General features: G+C 67.8%; 13 protein-coding genes and 2 pseudogenes. 12 read left to right on the forward strand and 3 right to left on the reverse strand.

Features of this window, described 5'->3' with window-relative positions:
- The 12 genes and pseudogenes from R1101_RS0105350 to R1101_RS0105405 form a co-directional block, all read left to right on the forward strand.
- The coding region (locus tag R1101_RS0105350) for a PucR family transcriptional regulator (RefSeq protein ID WP_026002912.1) at nucleotides 1-1289 on the forward strand (1289 nt) is incomplete at its 5' end.
- Between the two features lie 177 nt (nucleotides 1290-1466).
- Nucleotides 1467-2915 (forward strand): uracil-xanthine permease family protein, encoded by a 1449-nt coding sequence (locus tag R1101_RS0105355; RefSeq protein WP_016932437.1) that lies wholly within the window; start codon nucleotides 1467-1469, stop codon nucleotides 2913-2915.
- An 87-nt stretch (nucleotides 2916-3002) separates the two neighbouring features.
- Nucleotides 3003-3917: an FAD binding domain-containing protein gene (locus R1101_RS0105360; protein ID WP_016932438.1), complete on the forward strand. Its 915-nt coding sequence runs from the start codon at nucleotides 3003-3005 to the stop codon at nucleotides 3915-3917.
- On the forward strand, nucleotides 3914-4585 hold the full coding sequence (locus tag R1101_RS0105365) for a (2Fe-2S)-binding protein (RefSeq protein WP_016932439.1): 672 nt from the start codon (nucleotides 3914-3916) through the stop codon (nucleotides 4583-4585). The genes R1101_RS0105360 and R1101_RS0105365 overlap by 4 nt, the downstream gene beginning before the upstream one ends.
- Complete coding sequence (cutA, locus tag R1101_RS0105370) at nucleotides 4582-7110, forward strand: aerobic carbon-monoxide dehydrogenase large subunit (RefSeq protein WP_016932440.1); 2529 nt, start codon at nucleotides 4582-4584, stop codon at nucleotides 7108-7110. Before R1101_RS0105365 ends, cutA begins: the two co-directional genes overlap by 4 nt.
- The gene (locus R1101_RS0105375; protein ID WP_016932441.1) at nucleotides 7107-7784 is read left to right on the forward strand and encodes an SRPBCC family protein; all 678 of its coding nucleotides are present in this window, start codon (nucleotides 7107-7109) and stop codon (nucleotides 7782-7784) included. The genes cutA and R1101_RS0105375 overlap by 4 nt, the downstream gene beginning before the upstream one ends.
- Before the next feature lie 196 nt (nucleotides 7785-7980).
- Nucleotides 7981-10084 (forward strand): annotated as a pseudogene (locus R1101_RS25905) (hydantoinase/oxoprolinase family protein).
- The gene (locus R1101_RS0105385) at nucleotides 10081-12033 is read left to right on the forward strand and encodes a hydantoinase B/oxoprolinase family protein (protein ID WP_026002914.1); all 1953 of its coding nucleotides are present in this window, start codon (nucleotides 10081-10083) and stop codon (nucleotides 12031-12033) included. Before R1101_RS25905 ends, R1101_RS0105385 begins: the two are co-directional and overlap by 4 nt.
- Nucleotides 12033-12881, forward strand: a complete 849-nt coding sequence (locus tag R1101_RS0105390; RefSeq protein WP_016932442.1) for an SDR family oxidoreductase — start codon at nucleotides 12033-12035, stop codon at nucleotides 12879-12881. The genes R1101_RS0105385 and R1101_RS0105390 overlap by 1 nt, the downstream gene beginning before the upstream one ends.
- 26 nt (nucleotides 12882-12907) lie before the next feature.
- On the forward strand, nucleotides 12908-13723 hold the full coding sequence (locus tag R1101_RS0105395; protein ID WP_016932443.1) for an enoyl-CoA hydratase: 816 nt from the start codon (nucleotides 12908-12910) through the stop codon (nucleotides 13721-13723).
- Nucleotides 13724-13780: 57 nt separating this feature from the next.
- Entirely contained in the window at nucleotides 13781-15298 is a 1518-nt protein-coding gene (locus R1101_RS0105400) for an acyl-CoA synthetase (protein ID WP_016932444.1), read from the forward strand.
- A gap of 42 nt (nucleotides 15299-15340) precedes the next feature.
- Nucleotides 15341-16492: an acyl-CoA dehydrogenase family protein gene (locus R1101_RS0105405; protein ID WP_016932445.1), complete on the forward strand. Its 1152-nt coding sequence runs from the start codon at nucleotides 15341-15343 to the stop codon at nucleotides 16490-16492.
- Nucleotides 16493-16510: 18 nt separating this feature from the next.
- Here the strand turns inward: R1101_RS0105405 and R1101_RS0105410 are convergent, their stop codons facing one another.
- From R1101_RS0105410 to R1101_RS0105420, 3 genes and pseudogenes are all read right to left on the reverse strand, one after another.
- Nucleotides 16511-17020, reverse strand: a complete 510-nt coding sequence (locus R1101_RS0105410) for an acyl-CoA thioesterase (protein WP_026002916.1) — start codon at nucleotides 17018-17020, stop codon at nucleotides 16511-16513.
- Nucleotides 17021-17081: 61 nt separating this feature from the next.
- Complete coding sequence (locus R1101_RS0105415) at nucleotides 17082-17564, reverse strand: MarR family winged helix-turn-helix transcriptional regulator (RefSeq protein WP_016932447.1); 483 nt, start codon at nucleotides 17562-17564, stop codon at nucleotides 17082-17084.
- Nucleotides 17565-17607: 43 nt separating this feature from the next.
- Nucleotides 17608-17878, reverse strand: a pseudogene (locus R1101_RS0105420) (DNA-3-methyladenine glycosylase 2 family protein); the annotation flags it as partial.

Consider the following 17878-nt stretch of genomic DNA (forward strand, 5'->3'; position numbering starts at 1 on the left):
ACCTCGTCGCAGACCATCGGCTCGCGCGTGGGCTTCGCGAAATGGCCGCAGCTCAGGTGGAGGCGGTCTTCGAGGCGGATCACCTGCGTCGTGCGCTGCTCGAGATCGTCATGGCGGGCGGTGGGCACAGAGCCCTCGCCGAGGGTATCTCGCGCCGGCTCGGCGGGTCGGCCCTGATCACCACCCCCGACGGCCGGCAGACCTACAGGGCCGGAAAGGAATCCGACTTCGCCTGGTTGTCGTCGACGGCGGCCGTCGACCAGACGGGCCGAGTGCGGACCGATTCGATCGAGGGCGGGCTGGGGTTGCACCGTTTCGGCGACGAGTACGTGGCGATCGCTGCGATCTCAGCCAACGGCGTCGACCACGGGCGGCTCGTATTCTTCTGCCCTTCCCGTGGTCTCTCCGCGCCGGATCTGTATCTGGTGGAGCAGGCGGCGACTGTGTGCGCGCTCGTCGTCAGCCGTGAGCTCGCAGTCTCGGCGGTCGAGGAGAAGCACCGGGCCAACTTCGTCCGGGACATGTTGCGCGGCCGTGCCGGTGAGCCCGAGCAGGTGATCGTGCACGCCCAGATGTTCGGCTGGAATCTCGACCGCCGGGTCGTGGTGGTCGTCGTCGAACCCGATCGCGTGGACGATGATTCGTCGGGGACACCGGCCCGCTTGCCGGTCGTGGAACGGCAGGCCCGTGCGTTCGCGGGTGCGCTGGCGGGCCGCGATTCCGGGGCGTCCGTCACTGCGCTGGCGACCGAGACCGTCGTGCTCATGGGGGAGGGCAGCGACACCATGACCCTCGTGCGCGAACTCGTTGCCCAGGTGCGCGGAGCCGGCGGGGGAGGCCGACGACCGTTCGGGGTCGGGGTTTCGCGTGCGTCGTCGTCCACCGACGACCTGCCGGCGCTCTACACTCAGGCGCGCACCGCACTCGAGGTGGGACGCAAGATCTCCGGACCGTGGGCGGTGACCCATTTCGACGATCTGGGCGTGTACCGTTTGCTCAGCCTCGTCGAGGACACCGAGGAACTCGAGTCGTTCGCGCGCGAGACGCTCAAGGAACTGACCGACGGCACGGCGGAGGCACAGGACATGTGCCGCACCCTCGAGGTGCTCCTCGCCACCAACATCAACATCGCAGAAGCCGCGCGCCAGTTACATTTTCATTACAACACCCTGCGCTATCGTGTGGCAAAACTCGAAAAGATCCTCGGTCCCTTCACCGAGCAGCCCGAACTGCGGCTGGACCTGTCGCTCGCGCTCAAGATCATCGCGATGCGTGGAATCGACTCCTGACGATCAACCACCGATCTTGCCAATTTCGGAAGGTCGCTCCTGGCAGATTCCTCCCACGCCGGACCGGAGCTGCTCCGTTAGCGTTTGCGGCTACCGAAGTACACGTGTGATCGGCAACACAGGCGTAACAATCCACGTGAACGCTATCGGCACCCACACTCTGCTGAAAGGTCCGATATGCCCATCTGGACAGTGCACGGAGACGGCAAGAACATAGAACCGGGACAGGTCGTGGCGCCGATGGAGCGCCTGAGTTGGGGCCGCACCATCGGCCTGGGCGGCCAGCACGTGGTGTCGATGTTCGGCGCCACCTTCGTCTTCCCCATCATCATGGGACTCAACCCGCAACTCGCAGTCATGCTTTCGGGCTTCTGCACCCTGTTCTTCCTCGCTGTCGTCAAGGGCCGGATCCCCAGCTATCTCGGTACCTCTGCCGCCTTCGTGGGTGGTATCGCCGCGATCTACGCCCAGGGTGGGTCCCCCTCGGAGGTCACCGGCGCGATCATGGTCTCGGGGCTCGTGCTCGCCGCGGTCGGTGTGGTGATCCATTTCCTCGGCGGCTCGCTGGTGTTCAGGATCCTGCCGCCGGTGGTCACCGGCGCGGTGGTCATGCTCATCGGCTTCAACCTGGCGCCGGTCGTAGCCGGTACCTACTGGCCGCAGGACCAGTGGGTGGCCCTGACCGTCATGGTCGCGCTGATCGTGGGCAGTGTCGTGCTGCGCGGATTCCTCGGCCGCATCGCCATCTTCCTGGCGCTGCTGTTCGGCTACGCACTGTCGTGGATCCTCGACCGGATCAGCGGACCGATCACCTCCTACGACGCCGGTGCCGATGCCGTCACCGAACACTTCCGCGTGAACTGGGAAGGCGTTGCGTCCGCGCCCTGGTTCGGTCTGCCCCCGTTCACGGACGAGGCAGCCGGTGTCGTCGGCATCCACGCCCCGTCGTTCAGCCTCACCTTCATCGTGCTCGTCCTCCCCGGTGTCATCGCCCTGATCGCCGAGAACGCCGGACACGTCAAGGCCGTAGCCGAGATCACCAAGACCGACCTCGACCCGATGATGGGACGCGCCCTGGCCGGTGACGGTCTCGCCACCGCACTCGCCACGAGCGTCGGCGGCTCGCCGACGACGACCTACGCGGAGAACATCGGCGTCATGGCCGCCACCCGCGTGTACTCGACGGCCGCCTACGCCGCGGCCGGCGTCATCGCCATGCTCCTCGGCTTCTCGCCGAAGTTCGGCGCGGTCATCTCCGCGACCCCGGGTGGCGTGCTCGGCGGCATCACCGTGGTCCTCTACGGCATCATCGGTCTGCTCGGCGCCAAGATCTGGAAGGAGAACGGCGTCGACTTCGGCGACCCCCGTAACCTCATGCCCGTCGCGGCCGGACTGATCATCGCGATCGGCGACACCAGCCTCCAGTTCACCGACACCTTCTCGCTGAGCGGTATCGCGCTGGGCACCATCGTCGTCATCGGTCTCTATCACCTGTGCCGGGTCATCGCTCCCCAGGATGTCGCGCCCGAGCCTCCCGACACCCCCGCCGAGCAGGGAGAACCGGTACGGACAGGGCCCGACCCGGACGGGGAGGGCGGCTCCGGGAGAGTCAAGGAATTCGCGTGACCTCTATTACATCTGACATTGTCGAGCGGTGAGCTTTGTCACTTCTTCACGAAACGTCGATCACACTATGCGGGCAGGATCTGTCGAATGAAACCGTCGCCACTCACTTATCACCGACCGCGGTCGATCGATGAAGCCTGCGAGATCCTCGCGGGGGTCGCGCACGAGGGCAAAGTGCTCGCCGGCGGACAGTCGCTGATTCCGCTGCTGTCGATGCGGCTGGCGGCACCGGCTCACCTCGTCGACATCGGCGCGGTCCCGCGGCTCGACGCGATCTCCGCCTCGCCGGAACTCGGCGTCACCTTCGACGCGCTCACCACCCACGCAGCACTCGAATCCGACCCGACGGTCGCCCAGGTCCAGCCCTTGCTGGGCCGCGCGCTCCGGCTGGTGGCGCACCCGACCATCCGGAACCGCGGAACGACCGTCGGATCGATCGTCCACGCCGATCCGTCCGCGGAGATGCCCGCGGTGCTGTCGCTGCTCGGTGGCACGCTCACCGTCCGCTCCGTGCGGGGAGTCCGGCTGATCCCCGCCGCCGAACTCTTCGCCGGGCCGCTCGAATCGACCCTCGAGTCCGACGAGATCGCGACCAGCGTGACGGTGCCGGCAGCGCGGCCGGGCACCGGCACCGCGATCGACGAGATCGCACGACGCCACGGCGACTACGCCCTCGTCGGCGTGGTCGCGCAGGTGGAGGTCGAGGACGGGTCGGTGACATCCGCCCGGATGACCTACGTCTCCGCGGGAGAGCTCGGGCAGGTCGTCGACTACACCGACATCCTGCGCGGGGCCTCGGCGCACGACGAGCGCGACCCGCTCTGGCAGCAGGTCGCGGAGAAGGCACGCGAGACCGTCGAGACGGAGGCGGACATCCACGCCACCGACCGCTACCGGTCGCAGCTGGTGGCCGCACTGACCGGCCGTGTCGGGTTCGCCGCCGCGCAGGACGCGATCCGCGACGACACACGGGTACCGATGCACACGGGAGGAAGTCGATGACGAACTCGATCCACAAGGGTGGTCGCGACGCCTCGCGGCGGACCGTCGCCGAACAGGTCGACGAGCTGCAGGCGGAGACCGGCGAGCACCACGTCGCCGTGACCTTCACCCTCAACGGTGTGACGCAGACGGTGGTGCTGCCCTCGCGCACGCTGGCATCGGACGCGATCCGTCATCACCTCCGTCGGACCGGCACCCACGTGGGATGCGAGCACGGTGTGTGCGGCGCGTGCACGGTGCTGCTCGACGGCAAGCCGGTGCGGTCGTGCCTCGTGCTCGCCGCGAGCCTCGAAGGCCGCTCGGTGACGACGGTCGAAGGGCTCGTCGAACCGGACGGCACCCTGCACCCCGTGCAGGAGGCGTTCGTCGACTGCCACGGTCTGCAATGCGGTTTCTGCACACCGGGTTTCGTCACCACTATTGCCGCCTTCCTCGAGGAGAACCCGTCGCCCACCCACGAGGAGGCGACCGATGCGATCGCCGGCAACCTCTGCCGGTGCACGGGCTACCAGAACATCCGGGCGGCCGTGCTGCGCGCCGCCGAGATCAAGCGCGAACGGTCCGGAGGCTCACCGCTCGGCCCCGACAACGAGGCGGCACGCGCCTCCCTCGACGCCAAGGTTCGCGGCGCCACCGCTCCGGTCGGAGGAAAGGCAGGACGAGCATGACCAGCATCTCCGATTCGCCCGTCTCCACCTCGGTCTCGACGGGCACGGCAACCGACCTCGCCCCCGCCGACATCGGCGGTGCCACCGAGTCGGGCAAGTCGTTCGGCAGGCCCATCCCCCGCGTCGAGGACAACCGCCTCGTCAGCGGTAACGGCCGCTATCTCGACGATCTCGGGCACGGCGCTCTCGCCGCGGCCTTCGTTCGGTCGCCGCACGCGCACGCCCGCATCCTCGACATCGCCGTCGATGCGGCGCTGGAACTGCCGGGTGTGCACGCCATCTACACCTACGACGATCTCGAGGCCGACTCGCCCGAGATGGCCGAGAACCTCCCGCTGCTGATCCCGCATCCCGCGATCACCGCTCCGCGCAACGGATATCCGCTCGCCAAGGACGAGGTGAACCACGTCGGCGAGGCGATCGTGATGGTCGTGGCCGACAACCGGTACATCGCCGAGGACGCCTGCGCGCTGATCGACATCACCTACGAAGCACTTCCGGCCGTGGTCGGTGTCGACACCGCACGCAACGCCGAGCACGTCGTCCATCCGGATGTGCCCGACAACGTCGCGGCGCACCTCCAGCACGGGTTCGGCGACATCGAGGCGGAACTCGCCGCGGCACCGCACACGTTGACCCTCGACCTCGAGATCGAACGTTCGGCGTCGATGCCGATGGAGGGCAAGGGCGTCTACGCCCGCTGGGACGACGACGAGAAGGTACTGACCTTCTGGACGTCCACCCAGACCTCGACGTCCGCCCGCGCCGCGATCGCAGCGCGGCTGGGCATGGCGCACAACAAGGTCCACTGCATCGCCCCCGACGTCGGTGGCGGTTTCGGTGTGAAGATCGTCCACCCGTGGCCCGAGGAGGTCATGGTCACCTGGGCCGCCCGCAAGCTGGGTCGGGCCGGGATCTCCAGCGAGGTCAAGTGGGTCGAGGACCGGCGCGAACATTTCATCTCGAGCGCCCACGAGCGCGGGCAGGTCCACGAGGTCACCGTCGGGTTCGACGACGACGGCCGGTTGCTGGCCTTCGACTTCTCGATCTGGCACGACAACGGCGCGTACCTGCCGTACGGAATCATCGTGCTGCTCAACACGTCCACTCAGGTGCTCGGTCCCTACAAACCGCGCGCCTTCCGGGTGGACGCCTATTCGCTGTACACCAACACGGTCATCGTCACGCCCTACCGCGGGGCGGGGCGGCCCCAGGCGGTGTTCGCGATGGAACGGGCGATGGACGCCATCGCGAAGTATCTCGGCAAGGACGCCATCGAGGTCCGCGAGACCAACTTCATCCGCCCCGAGGAGATGCCCTACGACTTCCACCTGATCTTCCAGGACGGCCGTCCCCTCATCTACGACACCGGCGACTACCAGGCCGGCGCCGACAAGCTCAAGAAGCTCATCGGCTGGGACGAGTTCGCGGAGTACAAGGAACGTGCCCGCGCCGAGGGCCGCCGCGTCGGTATCGGTGTGGGAGCATACGTCGAGGGCACGGGACCCGGCCCCTACGAGGGCGCACACGTGCTCATCGAGACCTCGGGCAAGGTCAAGGCCGCCACGGGTCTGACGACCCAGGGCCAGGGACACCAGACCTCCTTCGCGCAGATCGTCGCCGATGATCTCGGTGTGCCGGTCGCCGATGTCGAGATCGTCACCGGCGACACCCGCCGATTCGGGTACGCGGTCGGCACGTTCGCCTCGCGCGGTGCCGTGATGTCCGGCTCCGCCTTCCACGTCGCCGCGCAGATGGTGGCGGAGAAGGCGAAGAAGATCGCCGCGGACCACCTCCGCGCCGACGTCGCCGACCTCGAACTACGCGGGGGGCACGTGTGCGTGGTGGGCACCGAACCCGGCGCGGAGGGCACCTCGATCCCGCTCGGCGTCGTGGCCGTGCTGTCGAACCCGCTCCGCTACGCCTTCGACGATGCCTCCCGTCGCGCAACGGGATTCGCGAACGCCGAAACCGACATGTCGGTGCCGCCCGTCCTCGAGGGTGAGCAGCCCGGCCTGGAAGCGACCGGCTACTATTCGCCGCCCACGTCGACGTTCGCGTCGGGCATCCACGCGGCGATCGTCGAGACCGATCCCGTCACCGCCGAGATCCGGGTGCTCCGGTACGCGGTGGTGCACGACTGCGGCAACGTCATCAACCCGCGCATCGTCGAAGGCCAGGTGCAGGGCGCGGTCGCGCAGGGCATCGGCGGCGCGCTCTACGAGAAGATCGTCTACGACGAGCACGGGCAGATGCTCAACGCGTCGTACATGGACTTCCTCATGCCCTTCGTGACGGAGATGCCCGACTCGCTCGAGATGGACCACACCGTCACCCCGTCCGCACTCAATCCCCTCGGGATGAAGGGCGCCGGCGAGGCCGGTGTCATCCCGACCTCGGCGGTGATCGCTGCGGCCGTCGAGGACGCGGAGGGCATCCCGATCACCAGCATGCCGATTTCCCCCTCGGAGTTGTTCGAGCTGCGTCTGACCCACGCGGCATCCCGAAACAAGGAGAACGAATGAGAATCGCCGGTACCGCGCAACTGCAGGCACCCCCCGACGTGGTGTACGACAGCCTGCAGGACGGCCGTGTTCTCGCGGCGACGATCCCGGGCGTGCAGTCGCTCGAGCAGATCAACGACAACCACTACAAGCTGTCCATCACCGCCGGAGTGGCCTCCATCAAGGGCACCTACGACGGGGAAGTGGTTCTGTCGCAGCAGAATCGTCCCGAATCGTTCGTCATGACGGCATCGGGATCCGGTGCTCCGGGAACGGTCAAGGCCGATGTGACGGTGCGTCTCGAAGAACGTGACGGCGGCACCGTGCTCACCTACGACGCGGACGCGGTCGTCGGCGGCATGGTCGGTGGCGTCGGACAACGAATGATCACCGGTGTCGCCAAGAAGATGGCCGGTGTGTTCTTCAACGGCATCGACGGTGTGATCGCCGACGGTCTGCCGGCGGCGCCGAGTGCGGCCGAAGCCGAAGTTGTCGCGGGCGTGAACGGAGCCGAGGTGGCCGAGGTCGCCGAGGGTGCGGGTGTGAAGACCACTGCGTTGCCCGTGGCCGCTGCGGCAGCTGCACCGGTACCGGCCGGAACACCTTCGGCAGCGATCGTGCTGCTGTCCGCAGGGGTGGGCGCCGGTATCGCCCTCGCGGGCGTCGCACTGGGAGCGATCCTCGCCCGACGCTGACCTTGTCGTCGGATCCCTACGGCACCCCCGGGCCATCACGGCCCGGGGGTGCCGTCGTCTGTGGGTGGCAGGTGCACGAACCCCGAACTCCAGGCGACGAGTTCGGCGAGATGTGACAAAGAAACACCGCCACCGAGCGAGTGGAATGTCATCAGACGTCAGGTGGGACACCGGCGAGACGAACCCAGGAGGAAACATGGGATCCAGGAAGATTCGGGTCGGTATCGATACCGGCGGAACATTCACGGACGTGGTCGCGGTGGACGACGAGTCCGGCGCCATCGTCACCACGAAGACCCCGTCGACACCGCAGGATCCGGCCGTCGGTTTCCTCGCCGGCATCGAGAAGGTCCTCGCGCAGCTCGGTGAGACCGGTGACGCGATCGAGGCTGTCAGCCACGGCACCACCGTCGCCACGAACAAATTGCTCGAGGGCAAGGTCGGCACCCTCGGTTTCATCACCACCGAAGGTTACGAACACGTCCTCGAGATCGCCCGCCAGTCGGTACCCGACGGCTACGGCAACTCGTACTTCTGGGTCAAGCCCGACCGCATCGTGCCGGCCGACCGCGTCCGTACCGTCCGCGGCCGTCTCGCCTACGAGGGCAGCGAAATCCGTCCCCTGAACGAGGATGACGTCCGCGCCGCCGCCCGCTTCTTCAAGGACCGCGACATCCGCACCGTCGGCGTGTGCCTGATGCATTCCTACGCCAACCCCGAGCACGAGCGCCGCGTCCGCGACATCCTCATGGAGGAGTACCCGGAGGCGACGGTGAGCATCTCCAGCGAGGTGCTGCGCGAGTACCGCGAGTACGAGCGGTCCATCACGACCCTCGTCGACGCCGCGGTCAAGCCCAACATTCGCAACTACGTCAACAACATCGCGAGCCGGCTCCGCGAGTTCTCCTCCGCCGAGGGCGAACAGCGCGACATCCCGTTCTACGTGATGAAGTCCAACGGTGGCGTGCTGTCGGCGAAGGAGGTCGTGCACCAGCCGATCACGACCGTGCTCTCCGGCCCTGCAGCCGGTGCCCTGGGTGCGGCCCTGATTGCCGGCGTCGCCGGTGTCGACCAGGTGCTGACCTGCGACGGTGGCGGCACCTCCACGGACGTCACCGTGGTCGTCGGCGGCGAGCCGGCACTCACCACGGAAGGTCGCGTGGGTGTCTACCCGTCCAAGATCCCCATGATCGACGTGGTGACCGTCGGTGCCGGCGGTGGCTCCATCGCGTGGATGACCCCCGAGGGCACCCTGCGCGTCGGCCCGCAGTCGGCGGGCGCCGATCCCGGACCCCTGTGCTACGCCAAGGGCGGTAACGAACCGACCATCACCGACGCCCACGTCCTGCTCGGTCGCATCCCTCCCCACCTGCTCGGCGGTGAGATCCCGCTCGACACCGAACTCGCCCGCAAGGGCGTCGAGGAGCTCGCGCACCGTCTCGGCCTCGAATTCGAGGCGTGCGCCACGGGCATTCTCGAAGTGTCGGCCTGGAACCAGGCCAACGCGCTGCGTCAGATCACCGTCAAGCGTGGTCTCGACGTCCGCGACTTCACCCTGGTGACCTTCGGCGGTTCCGGGTCGCTGCTGGCCTGTCGCCTCATCGACATCCTCGGTCTCAAGGACGTCCTCGTGCCGCTCGAGCCCGGCAACGTCTCCGCCTTCGGTCTGCTCACCGTCGATGTCCGCAACGACTATGTGCAGACGCATGTCAGCCGTCACGACCGGTTGAAGATCGACGAACTGCAGGCCGGGCTCGACGCCCTCGCGGCCGAGGCCGAACGCGCTCTGGAAGACGAGGGATTCGGGCCCGACCAGCGGCAGTACGCCCGCTCGGCGGACCTGCGCTATTTCGGCCAGGCCTTCGAGGTGCGCGTGCCGGTCGGCGACGGCCCCATCACCCAGGAACTGATGGACGAGGCGGCCGAACGCTTCCACCAGGCCCACCGTGAGCTCTACGGTTACGACTTCCGCAACGATCCCCACCAGCACGTGGAATGGGTCAACCTCCGCGTCAGCGGTATCGGCCCCATCAAGCGACCGGAACTCGCCGAGATCGCCCCGGGCGACGGGGGCGGACGACGCCCTCACCGGCACCCGTCAGGCGTACTTCGACGAGTGGGTCACCACCCGCGTGTACGACCGCGCCCGCCTCGGCGCCGGCGACGAACTCGAAGGTCCCGCCGTGATCGAGGAATTCAGCTCGACCATCCCGGTTCATCCCGGATTCCGCGCTCGCATCGACACTTTCGGCAACATCCGCCTCAGCAAGACGTCCGACTCGAACGGAGCCACCCGATGACTGCGACTCTCGAACCCGCCGCGGCCACGACCCGCAAGCCCTTCCGGCTGACCGACGCTTCGGGTAGCGCTCCCGATCCGGTGCTGGTCGAGATCGTCGCCGGCTATCTCGCCAGTGTCGAGATGGAGGTGGAGACCTCCATCTCCCGGACCTCGCGCTCGCCGATGATCCGCGATGCCCACGACTTCCGTGCCGGCATCCACGACCGCAACCTGCGTAAGCTCACCGGTCGTTCGTACTCGGCGCTCGTGCATCCGGTGGCGCGGGACTTCCCGCTCGAGACGATGAAGCCCGGCGACGTCTTCTTCCACAACGACGTCTACCTCTCCGAAGGCGGCATCGGGCACCTGCCCGACCTGTGTGTCACCGTCCCGGTCTTCGCGACCCGCCCCGGCGACACCGAGCCCTCGGTGGTCGCGTTCGTGCAGGCCTTCGGCCACCACGACGACATCGGCGGTTGCTGCCCGGGCTCCATGCCCTCGGGTGCGACCACCGTGTACGAGGAGGGACTGATGGTCCCGCCGATCAAGCTGTGGGACCAGGGCGTTCCCAACGAGGCGGCACTGCGGATCATGACCCGCAACTCCCGCATGCCCGATTCGCTCGCCGCCGACCTCGACGCCGAGTGCTCGGCGTGCCTCATGGGTGCGCGCCGGCTGTCGGAGCTGTTCGAACGCTACGGTGTCGAGACCGTCGAGGCCTGCTTCGACGCGATCCTCGATGCGACCACCGAGACGTACCGCCGCGAGATCCTCAGCAAGATCCCGGTGGGCACGTACACCTGGGAGGACTACGCCGAGCACGACGGTGTGGACGAGCCGATGCTGCACGTGCAGCGCATCACGCTCACCAAGACCTCCCCGGAGGACGAGGGCGGCGAGCGCCTGATCCTGGACTTCAACGGCACCGGGCCGCAGGCGAAGGGCCCGATCAACCACTGCGGTGACTACGCCGACGGCAACTTCCTCATCAAGTGGCTGGCGCCGATCCTGCGTAACCTGGCCGACACCCCCGACCGCATGGCGGAACTGGACGTCAACGAAGGTGTCGTGCCGCTGATCGAGATGAAGTTCCCGGAGCCGGGCACCCTGATCACGCCGATCTTCCCCGCCCCCACCAACGCTCGGACGTTCGTGATCCTGCGTCTGCTCGGTGTGCTCTCCGGTGTGGTCGCCAAGGCGGTCGACGGCAACATGCCCGCCGACCAGGAGACCATCCGCTACACCGGTGTGTACGGCGAGGACTTCGACGGCCACTCGTATCTCATGCGTGAGGTGCTCGGCGGCGGCTCCGGCGGCCGGCACTACGCCGACGGCGAGGACACCATCCACGTGGTGCCCGACTCGCGGAACCTGCCCACGGAGTTCACCGAGAGCCGCTTCCCGTTCATCGTCGAGAAGCTCGGTCTGGCAATCGATTCCGGTGGAGCCGGTCGCTACCGCGGCGGTCTCGGCTACGAGAAGCACATCCGGATGCTCAAGGACGCGAACTTCATGTCCATCGCCGACCGTTCGATCCTCGCGTGCTGGGGTGTCAAGGGCGGTAAGGCCGGCAAGCCGTTCTCCGTCACCCTCGATCCCGGCGGCCCGAACGAGCGCGAGTTCGACGCCCTCACGGACGCCGAGCCGATCAAGGCCGGCGAGGTCGTGCGCATCCGCACCACCGGCGGCGGTGGCTGGGGCGACCCGCTCGATCGCCCGATCGACGAAGTGATCCGGGACGTGTTGTGGCGCAAGGTGTCCGTCGAGGGTGCCCGCGACGACTACGGTGTGGTCCTGAAGGACACCTCGGCCGACGAACCTGTCGCCGATGTGGAGGCCACCGAGGCGCTGCGTGCGCAGCTGCGCGCCGAGCGCGGCGAGGAGGAGCCCTTCTTCGACCGCGGTCCCGGTTACGCCCGCCTGTCGGGTGGCGCCGAGTTCGCCGAGTACGACTTCGTCGGCAACTGATGCCGACGACGGCCGACATCTCCCGCGGCACCGATCTCGCTGTGATCGGTGCCGCGGGGAAGACCGGAACGGCTGTCGTCTCGGCGCTGGAGACAGCAGACGCGACCCCCGTCCGCCGAGTGGTGCACACCGCTCGGCGGGCGGGGGATCGTGCTGTCGACCTCGAGACGGGCGCCGGACTCGACGACGCGCTGTCGGGTTGCTGCGGCGCCTATTTCATCGCCCCGAACGTGCATCCCGACGAACCGGCACTGTTCGAGCGGTTCCTGAGGGCAGCGGCCGGGGCCGGTGTCGATCACGTCGTCTACCACTCCGTCGTCTGGCCGTACACGCCGGCGATGCCGCACCACCTCGACAAGGCCCGGTGCGAGGACATCCTGCACGCCTCCGGGGTGCGGTGGACCGTTCTGCAACCCTGCGCGTACACGGAGAATTTCGCATCGGTGCTCGACGGATCGGTCGACGCACTCGACGTCCCCTACGACCCCGACGCGCCGTTCTCGTTCGTCGCGCTGGCGGACGTCGCCGCGGTGGCGGCCCGAGTCCTGATCGAGGGTGCGGACGTCCATCACGGCGCCACCTACGAGCTCGGGGGACCGGACGCGGTGAGCGTGCGACAGCTGTGCGCGCTCGCCGGGCGATCGGTGGAGATCGAGCAGGTGTCCGTCCCGACGTGGATGGAGCGTCACGGCCGCGATCTGTCCGAAGACGCCCGCGAACGCCTGGCCGCGATGTTCGACTTCTACGACGATCACGGCTTCGTCGCGGGGAGCGTGGTGACGGCGGCGCTGCTCGGCCGGGCGCCCGCCCGCGTCGAGGATCTCGTCTCGTCGATGCCGCGCCGGTAACCCGCCGGTGGTGTAGGAAGGGGAACGTGACGGATCGCTCTGCGGACGGCCCCGACGCCGTCGACACCCTGCCCCCGCCCGTGCTCATCGCTGTCGACGAGGCCAGCGGTATCGGGGTGCTCACCCTCGACCGCCCGGAGCAGCGCAACCCGCTGTCGGTGGAGACGATGCGCGAGGTCATCGCCGGTCTGACGGCGCTTGCGGCCGACACGAAGGTGATCGTGGTCCGTGCGGAGGGACCGGTGTTCTCGGCCGGGCACGACCTGCGGCAGATGATCGGACGCACGCTCGACGAGGAGCGCGCGATCTTCGAGACGTGCAACGAGATGATGCGGACGGTGCAGTCGATCCCTCAGCCGGTGATCGCATCGGTGCAGGGCACGGCGCTCGCGGCGGGATGCCAGCTCGTCGCCGCGTGCGATCTCGCCGTCGCCGCCACCGACGCCCGCTTCGGCACCCCCGGTGTGCGGATCGGGCTGTTCTGCTCCACGCCGATGGTCGCGGTCAGCCGCGCGATCGGACGCAAGCGGGCGCTGCAGATGTTGCTGACCGGCGACACGATCGACGCGCAGGCCGCCGCCGACTGGGGTCTGGTGAACTACGTCGTCGAATCGGAGGCGCTGGAAACCGCGACCACCGAGCTCGCCCTGAAGATCGCAGGTTCGTCCCCCGCCACGATGCGGATCGGCAAGGAGGCGTTCTACCGTCAGATCGATCTGCCGCAGGAGACGGCCTACGCCGCGATGGCGGAGACGATGGCGTCGAACGCGATGATCGACGACGCGCAGGAGGGGATGACGGCCTTCCTCGAGAAGCGCGCGCCGGTCTGGAAGGGTCGCTGATTTCGAGCGATCATCAAGTCTGGACGAGATGGTTGGACGTCCTATAAAGTTCGCTGCATGACCCCCGATCCGCGTCAGAGCACCGTCGACGGCATCCTCCACCGCACTGCCGCGCGTTATCCCGCCCGCGTCGCACTCCGCTTCGGCGACCGGCAGTTCACCTACCGGGAACTCGACAACGCCGTCACCCGCGCCGCTGCGCACCTGCTCTCGTTGGGTCTGGTCAAGGGCGACCGTGTGGCCGCCTACGGCACCAACTCCGACGGCTACGCGATCGGATATCTCGCCGCTGCCCGCGCCGGCCTGGTACACGTGCCGGTCAACTACGCGCTGCGCGGCGAGGAACTGTCGTACCTGCTCGGCCAGTCGGGCGCGAAGGCCGTGCTCGTCGACCCGGTGCTGCGGGAGAACCTCGACGCCGTCCTGGCCGACGTGCCGGCCGAGACCGTCGTCCCGCTCCGCGACGCCGACGACTCCCTGGTGGCGGTGGCCCAGGCGGGCGACGTGCCGACGCTCGACGTCGCGGTGGCCGACACCGACCTCGTCCAGCTCCTCTACACCTCGGGCACCACGTCGAAGCCCAAGGGCGCCATGATGACCCACCGGGCGCTCACCTTCGAGTACATGTCGTCGATCGAGGCGCTCGACCTGTCGGCCGGCGACGACCCGCTCGTGTGCATGCCCCTCTACCACTCCGCCGCGATGCACGTCTTCCTCATCCCGTATTTCGCGGTGGGCGCGACCGTGCGGCTGCTGCCCGCACCCGACGTCGCCGAGATCCTCCGGCTGGTGGAGGAGGAGCGCATCGGATCGCTGTTCCTCGCCCCGACCGTGTGGGTGCCGCTGACCAACCACCCCGACCTCGACGAGCGTGACCTGTCGTCGCTGCGCAAGGCGCAGTACGGGGCGTCGATCATGCCGGTCACCGTCCTCGAGCGACTGCGCGGACGCTACCCGGAGCTCGGCTTCTACAACTGCTTCGGCCAATCCGAGATCGGCCCGCTCGCCACCGTTCTCCGTCCCGAGGAGCACGACGCGCGTCCCGCCTCGTGCGGCCGGGCCGTGCTGTTCGTCGAGGCCCGCGTCGTCGACGCCGACGGCAACGACGTCCCCGACGGCGAACCAGGCGAGATCCTCTACCGCTCACCGCAACTGTGCCTGGGCTATTGGGAGAACCCCGCCGCGACCGAGGAGGCCTTCCGCGACGGCTGGTTCCACTCCGGCGACCTCGTCACCCGCGATGCCGAAGGCTTCATCACCGTCGTCGACCGCATCAAGGACGTCATCAACACCGGTGGCATCCTCGTGGCCTCGCGTGAGGTCGAGGACGCGATCTACACACACCCGGCCGTCGCCGAGGCCGCGGTGATCGGTACTCCGGACGAGAAGTGGATCGAAGCGGTGACCGCGGTGGTCGTCCTCAAGGACGGTCACGAACTCGACGAGGTCACCTTGATCGACCATGTCAAGCAGCGCCTCGCACCGTTCAAGGTGCCCAAGGCCGTTCGCTTCGCCGACGTCCTGCCGCGTAATCAGAGCGGCAAGCTCCTCAAGCGCGAACTGCGCGGATCCTGACCACTCTCCGAACCGACCACTGCGAAAAGGAAGCCGAGTTCGATGCCGAAGAAGCACGTCGCCTCCTGGTACGACGACGAGGTCTCTGCCGTCTACGAACTCGCGCGCGAGTTCTTCGATCGCGAGGTCATGGGTAAGGCCGAGAAGTGGGACTCGCAGCGCCGTATCGATCGTGAGGTGTGGCTCGAAGCCGGCAAACTCGGTCTGCTGTGCTGCTCGATCCCCGAGGAATACGGCGGTGGCGGCGGCACCTTCGCGCACGACCTCGCGGTGTTCGATGCGCAGGGTTACTCCGGCGACCTCGCGTTCGGCAACTCCGTGCACAGTGGCATCGTGGCGCACTACATCCTCGAATACGGCAACGAGGAGCAGAAGAAGGCGTGGCTGCCGGGCATGGCCACCGGCGAGATCCTCGGCGCCATCGGCATGACCGAACCCGGCGCAGGATCGGACCTCAAGGCCATCAAGACCACCGCGGTGCGCGACGGCGACCACTACGTCGTCAACGGCTCGAAGACCTTCATCACCAACGGTTCCTCGGCCGACGTCATCGTCCTCGCCGTCAAGACCGACCCCAAGGCCGGCGCCAAGGGCGTGTCGCTGCTCATCGTGGATCTCCGTGACACCCCGGGCTTCTCGGTGGGACGCGTCCTCGACAAGGTCGGTCAGCACGCCGCCGACACCTCCGAACTGTCGTTCGTCGACGTGCGAGTGCCCGTGACGAATCTGCTCGGCGAATCCGAAGGTCTCGGCTTCGGTCAGCTCATGGCGCAGCTCGTGCAGGAGCGCCTGATCATCGGTGCGCAGGCCGCCGGTGCGATGGACCGGGCCGTCGAGGAGACCGTCCGCTACACCAAGGCGCGACAGGCCTTCGGGCACAGCCTGTTCGAGTTCCAGAACACGGCCTTCGAACTCGCCGAGTGCCGGACCGTCGCCCGTACCTGCCGCATCTTCCTCGACCACTGCATCGAACAGCACCTGAAGGGTGAACTCGACCCGTCGGATGCCGCGATGGTCAAGTACTGGCTGACCGACAAGCAGTGCGAGGTCATCGACCGGTGCGTGCAGCTGCACGGCGGCTACGGCTACATGCGCGAATACCTCATCGCGCGGATGTACGAGGACGCCCGGGTCCAGCGGATCTACGCCGGGGCGAACGAGGTCATGAAGCAGATCATCGCGCGGGCGCTGTAGAGCGGGACGGGCCCTGACTCACCACGGGCGGCTGGTGGTGAGGTACTTCGCCATCTCCTGGCTCTGCGCGCGGTGCATGCGACGGTGCTCCGCTCGCTCGTCACCGGACGCGTTGAGCTTGCGTTCCTCGTCGGACTCGGGCAGCACCGGCGGGACCTGCATGGTTCGTCCGCCGTCGTCGACGGCGACGAAGGTGAGGAAGGCGGTCGCGGCGATGCGTCGTTCACCGCTGCGCAGATCCTCTGCGGTGACCTTGACGAAGACCTCCATCGAGCTGCGTCCGGTCCAGGTCACGAACGACTCGAGGCACACCGAGTCCGACGGGCGAACGGGTTCGAGGAAGGCCACCGAGTCGGTCGACGCCGTCACGACCGAGGCACGACTGTGACGTGTCGCGGAGATCGACGCCGTCATGTCGATGTCGCTCATCAGCTTCCCGCCGAACAACGTGTTGTGGTCGTTGACATCGTTGGGAAATACCCTGCTGGTCTTGACGACTCGGGATTCTCGGCAAGGTTTGGCCTGCACGCGTGGTCCTTTCGTAGGTCGTGCTCGCGGCGGGATCTCCGCCGGCGGCACCGTGTCGAGCCTACGACCGCTGCTGCGCGGGAATCGACGCCGATCGGGTGTGATACTCGACAAGCCTGGACAGCATCGAGAGGAGCAGCGCGCGTTCGTCCGCGTCGAGGGGAGCGAACGCCTCGTCCTGCGCCTCGGTGAGCATCCGGTCGAGATCGAACAACCGTCTCCGTCCGCGACGGGGGAGGGTGATGATGTTGCGCCGCCGATCGGCGGGGTCGGAGGCGCGTTCGACGAACCGGCGGTCCACCAGGGCGTCGACGGTGGCCGCGACATCGCTGCGATCGAGCCCGCACCGCCGGGCGAGGTCGACCTGGCTGGACGGGCCGTATTCCTCGAGGGCGGCCAGGATCCGGTAATGGTGACCTCGGGCATCGGCGGAGTCGAGGCGGTCGAACACGACGCGATGTACGTGTCGTGCCGCCTGGGTCATCAGATAGCTCGGAAGGTGTCCGAGCCGATCGGGGCCGGCCGCGTCGTGGGTGGCGGACATGGGGTCGAGTCTACGAGTACCGACCCGGCGGAGCGAGACCCCGTCATCGCCGCCGGTGGTCGGTGATCGGCGTGCGGGGTCCACGCTTCGGTACTCGCGCGTAGCCGCCGGACTCGACGATCAGTCGCACAGCCCGATAACGTTGGGGACGTAGAGGTTCGAGGTATTCGACCATGCCGGGATCGTCGAGAGGCCTGCCGAGCAGCGCCCATCCGACGACCTTCGCGAGGTGGTAGTCGCCGACGGAGAGCGCATCGGTGTCGCCGAACGCGCGCTGAGCCACCTCCGCGGCCGTCCACACGCCCACCCCGCCG

The sequence above is a fragment of the Rhodococcus sp. R1101 genome, from assembly GCF_000278445.1.
Lineage (GTDB): Bacteria > Actinomycetota > Actinomycetes > Mycobacteriales > Mycobacteriaceae > Rhodococcus > Rhodococcus gordoniae.